This window comes from Stenotrophomonas sp. 278, from assembly GCF_003935715.1.
In the GTDB taxonomy this organism is placed as follows: Bacteria; Pseudomonadota; Gammaproteobacteria; order Xanthomonadales; family Xanthomonadaceae; genus Stenotrophomonas; species Stenotrophomonas maltophilia_AH.
This window is the reverse complement of record NZ_RHPP01000185.1, coordinates 1-6,751: the sequence shown is the minus strand read 5'-3', so window position 1 is coordinate 6,751 and position 6,751 is coordinate 1. Positions and strand designations below refer to the sequence as shown.

Below are 6,751 nucleotides of genomic sequence, written 5' to 3'. Positions count from 1 at the left end.
GGCCGCGGCCGCGGCAGTGCGCGGCGAGCAGGCGGGCGACCTCACGGGTGTTGCCGCTCAGCGAGGCGAAGGCGATCAGGATGTGCATGGTTTGAGTTCTGCATGCGGTTGCCACGCAGGGCGTGGCACTACGGGGGTCAGACATCGGGACGAACCGGACGTCCGGCAATCGGATCATGGGAACGAACCGGACGTAGAGCCACGCCCTGCGTGGCTGCGCAATGCTGGATCACAAATCATCAAATCCGTTGTCTGAATTGGTCTTCTTGTAACTGGCATTGCGCATTTCAAAGAAGTCGGTCTTGGTTTCAGTGAAGTTGTCGGCGTACGCCTTGATCCACGGCATCACGTTGGCGTTGGCGTCGCTGTACAGCTTGTCGATCCCCAACATGCCGGCCATCTTGTTGGCGCGGTACTTCACATAGCGGATCATCTCGTCCACGTCGATACCGTCGATGCCATCGAGCACCTCACCGGTCCAGCGCGTTTCCAGCGCAATGGCGTGCTCGAACGCGTCGTGCACGTAGGCGGTGAGCTGGTCGCCCTGCAGCGACTGGTTCTCGCCGATGATGGCGCGGATCAGTTCGCTGATGAACTTGGTGTGGGCCAGTTCGTCGCGGTTGATGAAACTGATGATCTTGCCGGTGCCGGTCATGCGGTTCTGTCGCACCAGGTTGTAGAAGAACGCGAATCCGGAATAGAAGTTGATGCCTTCCAGGATCGACGACTGGATCAGCGAACGGATCAGCGTTTCAGCGGTCTTCTCGCGCATGAAGTCGTCGTACGACGCCATGATGGGTGCGTTGCGGGCCAGGATGGTGGGGTGGGTGCGGGCCAGTTCGAACACCCGGTTCTGGTCGGCCAGCCCGGCGATGGAGGCCAGCACGTAGCTGTAGCTTTCGTTATGGATGACTTCCTGCTGGCCGATGATGGCGGCGTTTGCGTGCGCCGCCGGGTCAGTGATGTATTCGGCGACGTTGTAGATGAAGCGCGTCTGCGGCGAGTCCAGCGTGGCCAGCAGGCCGATGATGGAATCGTAGGCGTTCTTTTCGCGGGCGGAGAGCTCGCCGTACTGGCGCGCGTCGCCCTTCATGTCCACTTCGTCGGGAATCCAGAAGTTGGTCGAGAGTTCCTTGTACGCCCGATAGAAGGACGGATAGGGAATGTCGTTCCAGTTCAGGATGCCGCTGGTGCGGCCGTTGATGATGCCGGTGGATCGGTTGGGGTGGCGCGGTTCAAGGATCTTGATGCGTTCGAGCGGGGTGGCCATCGGGTGTTTCCGTTGTGTATGGAGGCGGTTGGGGGCGTGACGACCAACGGTCGTCACCCACCGGTCATGAACTGCACCATTCGCACTCGTCGATATCGATATCGTTCGACCGCACGTAATACGTGGTCTTGATCCCTTCCTTCCAGGCACTCATGTGCAGCGCCAGCAACGTGCTCGCACGGATGGTGCTGGGCACATACAGGTTGAAGCTGATCGCCTGGTCCACATGGCGCTGACGGCGCGCGTTCTGGCGGATGCTGGCAAACTGGTCGAGCCGGTACGCGCCCTTTTGATAGTAAGGGTAGGTCTCCAGCGACAGCCCCGGTGCCGCCACCGGCCGCCGGAAGTCCTTCTTCTCCTCGTAATAGAACGCGCCATACACCGGGTCGATGGACGCGGTGGAACCGGCAATCTGCGCGGTGCTCATGTTCGGGGCCACCGCCATCAACCAGCCATTGCGTAGTCCGTGCACGCCCACCTGCGCGGCCAGCTCCTGCCAGGCCGGGCTGGTATAGCCGCGCGCACGGAAGTACTCACCGTTGTGCCATTCGCTGCCGAGGAAGGCGCTGTAGCGGCCCTTCTCCTGGGCCAGCTGCAGGCTGGCGCGGATCGCCAGGAAGTTGATGCGCTCATACAGGGCGTCGGCGTAATCCTCCGACCGGGGATCGTCCCAGGCGATCTGCTGCTGGGCCAGCAGGTGATGCCAGCCGAACGTTCCCAGTCCGATGGCCCGGTACTTGCGGTTGGTGATGGTGGCCTGCGGCACCGGCAGCTGGTTGAGGTCGATGACGTTGTCGAGCATGCGCACCTGCACGCTGACCAGGCGCTCCAGCACGTCGTGGTCGAGCAGGTCCGGCGCGGCGGTGACCGCACGGCCGAGATTGATCGAGGACAGATTGCAGACCACGAAATCGCCGGCCTGGCGGGTGGTAACGATCTGGTCGCCGCTGATCATCTCCTGCATCAGCCGGGTGGGGCTCATGTTCTGCAGGATCTCGGTGCACAGGTTGCTGGAGTAGATGTTGCCGGCGTGCTTGTTCGGGTTTTTCCGGTTCACCTCATCGCGGTAGAACATGAAAGGGTTGCCGGTTTCCAGCTGGCTGACCATGATCCGCTTGAACAGGTCGATGGCCTTGACCGTGCGTCGGCTGATCCGTTCGTCGGCCACCACCTCGGCGTAGCGGGTGCGGAAGCTGCCCTGGCCGCGCTGTTCGTCGTGGAAGTCCTGCAGGTACCAGCCCTTGATCCGGTGTACTTCGTGCGGGTCGAACAGGTACCAGTCGCCGCGCCGCTCCACCGCTTCCATGAAGATGTCCGGCAGGCACACCGACGTGAACACGTCGTGCGCGCGCAAACGCTGGTCGCCATTGTTCAGGCGCAGGTCGAGGAAGGCCTCAATGTCGCGGTGCCAGATGTCCAGGTAGACCGCAATTGCGCCCTTGCGCTGGCCCAGCTGGTCGACGCTGACCGCGGTGTTGTTGAGCTGCTTGATCCACGGCACGACGCCGCCCGAGGAATTGGCCACGCCGCGGATCGGCGCTCCGGCTGACCGGACATACCCGAGGTAGGCCCCAACGCCGCCGCCATGCTTGGACACCCGCGCGATGTCGGTATTGGAGTCGTAGATGCCCTGCAGGCTGTCATCCACCGTGTCGATGAAACACGACGACAGCTGGCCACCGGTCTTGCCTGCATTGGCCAAGGTTGGCGTGGCCACGGTCATGTACAGGTTGGACAGCGCCCAGTACGCCTCGCGCACCAGCAGCATGCGGCGGCGGCGCGAGCGCTCGCCATGCAGGTGTTCGTGCTGCATCAGGTACAGCGCGATGGTCAGCCAGCGCTCCTGTGGCAGCTCGAACACGCCACGCGAGTGGTCGGTGGCGAGGTAGCGCGTGGCGAGCAGGTACAGGCCGTTGTAAGCGAACAGCTTGTCGCGCTCAGGGTCGATCATGCGCCCGGCTTCTTCCAGTTCTTCCTTGGAGTAGGCCTTGAGGATGTCGATGGAATAGACGTTGCGGTCGGCCAGGCTTTCCTGCAGGCCCACGTAGGAGCCGTAGCGCAGGGTGGCGTCGTAGAAGCGGTTCTTGCTGGCGCGCTTGTACAGGCGGCGCAGGTACAGGCGCGCGGCAAAGTGCTCCCAGTCGGGCGCGACCAGGTCGATGCGCGACTCGGCTTCGCGCACCAGCAGGTCGACCATGTCGTCGGCGCTGAGCTGGGCGCGGCGGGTGATCAGGGCCAGCACGGCACGCAGATAGTCGGCCAGGTCCAGTGCCGGAAACTCGGCGTGCACCGTGCGCAGGCTGCGCTCCAGGCGGGCCGGCTCGAACGGCATGCGGCGGTTGCCGCCTTCCTTTGTGATCCACAGCGGGGCTTCGCCGGCCACGGCGGTCGGTTCCACCGCCGGCGCGACGTCGGCGGACAGGGTGTTGAATTCGTTGTTCATCGCAGTTCCATGCTGGTGGGCATCGACCGTTGGTCGATACGTCAGGTTTCAACCGTTTAGCATCCAAACGGCGGTCATGGAGGCGGGCCCCGGCGGGGGCGGAAGGTCACGACCGCAGCGGGGCGATGACCAGGGGCGGGCTTCCAGGTGCCATGCGGAGAGAACCGGACCTGGCGGAAGCGGGGAGCCGATAAACACAACATAGTGTGGACGCGTCTCATCGTCAACATCATATGTAGTGTTGAGGGTGTGGCAACGTGACCGGTTGCCGCACCCCGGGCGTGTGCCGACCAACGGTCGGCACCTACCAGTAGCCCAGGACTTTCCACCACGCGACGCCGACCGTCGCGAACACCAGCAGCTCGAACACGCACATCACGAATCCAACCCGCCACCACGTGCCGAGCGTGACGTAGCCGCTGCCGAAGATGATCGGCGAGGTGCCAGTGGCGTAATGCGTCAGCGTCATCATGATCGCCGAGCCGGCGGTCATCATCAGCATGAAAGGAATCACATAGTCGGCCGGAATCAGCAACGCACCCACGCCGAGGAAGGCCAGCAGCATCGCGCTGATATGCGCGGTGGTACTGGCGAACAGGTAATGCGAGAACACGAAGGCCAGCACCAGCACGGCAGCAATGGCCTGCCAGCCCATGCCGCTGGCGACGATGGCGTTCTTCATGCCCTCCGAGAACCAGGTGATCACCCCGAGCTTGTTCAGCTGCTCGGCCATCATCACCAGGGCCCCGAACCAGATCAGGGTGTCCCAGGCGCTCTTTTCAGACAGCACGTCATCCCAGTCGATGGTGCCGGTGATGATCAGCACGAACAGACCCAGGAAGGCGACCACGGTGGGGTCGAGGGTGAAGGCGGGGCCGAAGATCATTGCCGGCACGTTGGCCCACAGCACCAGCAGCAGGCCGAAGGTGCCCATCATCACCTTCTCCTTGCCGCTGAGCGGGCCCATCTGCTGCAGCTCGCCCTTGGCGAAATCCACGGCGTTCGGGGTGTGTTTCAGTTCCGGCGGCGACAACAGGTACACCGCCAGCGGCATCAGCAGCAGGCACACCAGCCCCGGCAGCAGCATGCACAGCGCCCAGGTGGTCCAGCTCAGGTGGAACTGCTGGTTCGTGGCCTTGGCCACGAAGTCCACCACCAGCGGGTTGGGTGCCGTGGCGGTGAGGAACATCGCCGAAGTGATCGGGTTGGCGTGGTAGTTCACCAGCGCCAGATAGGTGCCTACCTTGCCCTGGGTGCCCTTGGCCGGGTCCGACTCGAAGGCATTGGCGATCGAGCGCATGATCGGGTGCACGATGCCGCCGCCGCGCGCCGTGTTGCTGGGCGTGAACGGGGCCAGCACCAGTTCACAGACGGTCAGTCCGTAACCGATGCCCACGGTGCGCTTGCCGAGCAGCGCGATGAACATAAGGCCGATGCGGCTGCCGAGCCCGGTTTTCTTCAACCCGCGCGAGATCAGGATCGCGACCACGATCAGCCAGATCAACGGGCTGGCGAAGCTGCTCAGTGCGTCGGTGATCGCGCCCTTGGACGAAGTCGAGGTGACCTGTGACAGCGAGACGATGACGATGGCCATCATCGCCATCACCCCGATCGGCATCACCTTCAGGATGATCGCCACGATGGTGGTGAGGAAGATCGCCACCAGCCCCCACGCCTTGGGCGTCAGGCCCTCCGGGCAGGGTAGCAGCAAAAGGGTGACCAGCACGACCGTGGTGATCAGTGCCGGGACAAGGCGGAACGGAACAACGCTGTTGAAGTAGCGGAACAGCGCCTTGAGAGAGGCGAGCATGGCGGGGGTTCCAGAGGGCGGGGAATGCCCGGATCAGCGTGGGGGTAACTGGCGCAGGTTCTGCAGGCGCTGCAGCATCAGTTCGGCGTGCAGCTTGGCGTAGCCGTCGTCGGTGAAGTCCTGTGCCATGGGCGAACGGGCCGCTTCACGGGCGGCAGCGGCACGGGCCTTGTCGAGGTCTTCACCGCGCAGCGCAAGGTCGGCCAGCACGATCACCTTGCCGGGCTGGACTTCGACATAGCCGCCGGAAACGTACACGTGCAGCGGCGGCTCGCTGCCGGCAGGGAACACCGAGACCATGCCTTCACGCAGGGTGCTCAGCAGGGGGGCGTGGCGGGCCATCACGCCGAAGCGGCCTTCACTGCCGGGCAGGCTGACTTCGCGGACTTCACCGCTCCAGAGTTCGCCCATCAGGCTGATGATCTGCAGGTCAATGGCGTGGGCGTCGCCCAGTTGGGACGGAAGGGGAGTGGTTTGCATCAAGCGCGTCCTTGGGGGGAGGAGTGGCTCCAGCCTAACGCCCCGTGCGTTGTCAGGGGTTGATCGACGTCAATGTGTGGAAGATTGACGTGTGACAACAAATGAGAGCTGTTATCATTTGCGAATTGTTCGCTTGTGGTGTGTGATGCGCTCAACTCCTTCTGTTCCTGGCCTGCCTGCGCTGGTGTTTGCCGCGCTGGCGGGCACCATGGCGATGATGTCGTTCGTGGCGGTCGTGGGCCCGGTGGTGCGCCTGCTCGGCCTGTCGGAATGGCACGCCGGCTTGTCGGTGACCGCGGCGGGCGTGTTATGGATGCTGTCAGCGCGGCGCTGGGGCGGTCTCAGCGACCGCGTCGGGCGCAAGCGGGTGCTGCTGATCGCGCTGCTGGCCTACGCGCTGATCTACATCGTGATGGCGCTGTTCGTCGACACCGCGCTGCGCTCGCCGCCGGCGGTCTGGTTCTCGGTGTTGGCGCTGGTCGGCACGCGCGCCCTGGTGGGCCTGTTCTATGCCGCGGTGCCCCCCACCGCGGCGGCATTGGTGGCCGACGCGGCCCCGCCCGGTGAACGCGCCGGGGTGATGGCCAAGCTGGGCAGCGCGAACGCGCTGGGCATGGTGATCGGCCCGGCGGCGGCCGGTTGGGTGGCGTACCAGAACCTGTCGCTGACCCTGTACGTCGCGGCGCTGCTGCCGCTGCTGGCATTGGGCGCTGTTGCCTGGGGGCTGCCCTCGGCGGCCGCACCGGCG

4 protein-coding genes and 1 pseudogene are annotated in these 6,751 nt (G+C 64.3%); 1 reads left to right on the top strand and 4 read right to left on the bottom strand.

Going from position 1 to position 6,751, the window contains the following annotated elements; translation table 11 throughout:
* Positions 1 to 229: 229 nt before the first annotated feature.
* The 4 genes and pseudogenes from EGJ34_RS19780 to atpC all read right to left on the bottom strand — a co-directional run bounded on the left by EGJ34_RS19780 (position 230) and on the right by atpC (position 6,003).
* Positions 230 to 1,270, bottom strand: a complete 1,041-nt coding sequence (locus tag EGJ34_RS19780) for a ribonucleotide-diphosphate reductase subunit beta (RefSeq protein WP_125362155.1) — start codon at positions 1,268 to 1,270, stop codon at positions 230 to 232.
* A 64-nt stretch (positions 1,271 to 1,334) separates the two neighbouring features.
* Positions 1,335 to 3,632: pseudogene (locus EGJ34_RS19775) on the bottom strand (ribonucleoside-diphosphate reductase subunit alpha); the annotation flags it as partial.
* Between the two features lie 385 nt (positions 3,633 to 4,017).
* Positions 4,018 to 5,523, bottom strand: coding sequence for a DASS family sodium-coupled anion symporter (locus tag EGJ34_RS19770; protein WP_125362153.1), 1,506 nt, complete (start codon positions 5,521 to 5,523; stop codon positions 4,018 to 4,020).
* 33 nt (positions 5,524 to 5,556) lie between these two features.
* Entirely contained in the window at positions 5,557 to 6,003 is a 447-nt protein-coding gene (gene atpC / locus EGJ34_RS19765) for an ATP synthase F1 subunit epsilon (protein ID WP_125362152.1), read from the bottom strand.
* Positions 6,004 to 6,148: 145 nt separating this feature from the next.
* Between atpC and EGJ34_RS19760 the strand changes: the two genes are divergently transcribed.
* Positions 6,149 to 6,751 (top strand): MFS transporter (locus EGJ34_RS19760; protein ID WP_148100527.1); only part of this gene is annotated, 603 nt, incomplete at its 3' end.

Coding starts and splice junctions, on each gene's coding strand:
- EGJ34_RS19780 (WP_125362155.1), bottom strand. CDS start 1,270: ATGGCCACCCCGCTCGAACGCATCAAGATCCTTGAACCGCGCCACCCC.
- EGJ34_RS19770 (WP_125362153.1), bottom strand. CDS start 5,523: ATGCTCGCCTCTCTCAAGGCGCTGTTCCGCTACTTCAACAGCGTTGTT.
- atpC (WP_125362152.1), bottom strand. CDS start 6,003: ATGCAAACCACTCCCCTTCCGTCCCAACTGGGCGACGCCCACGCCATT.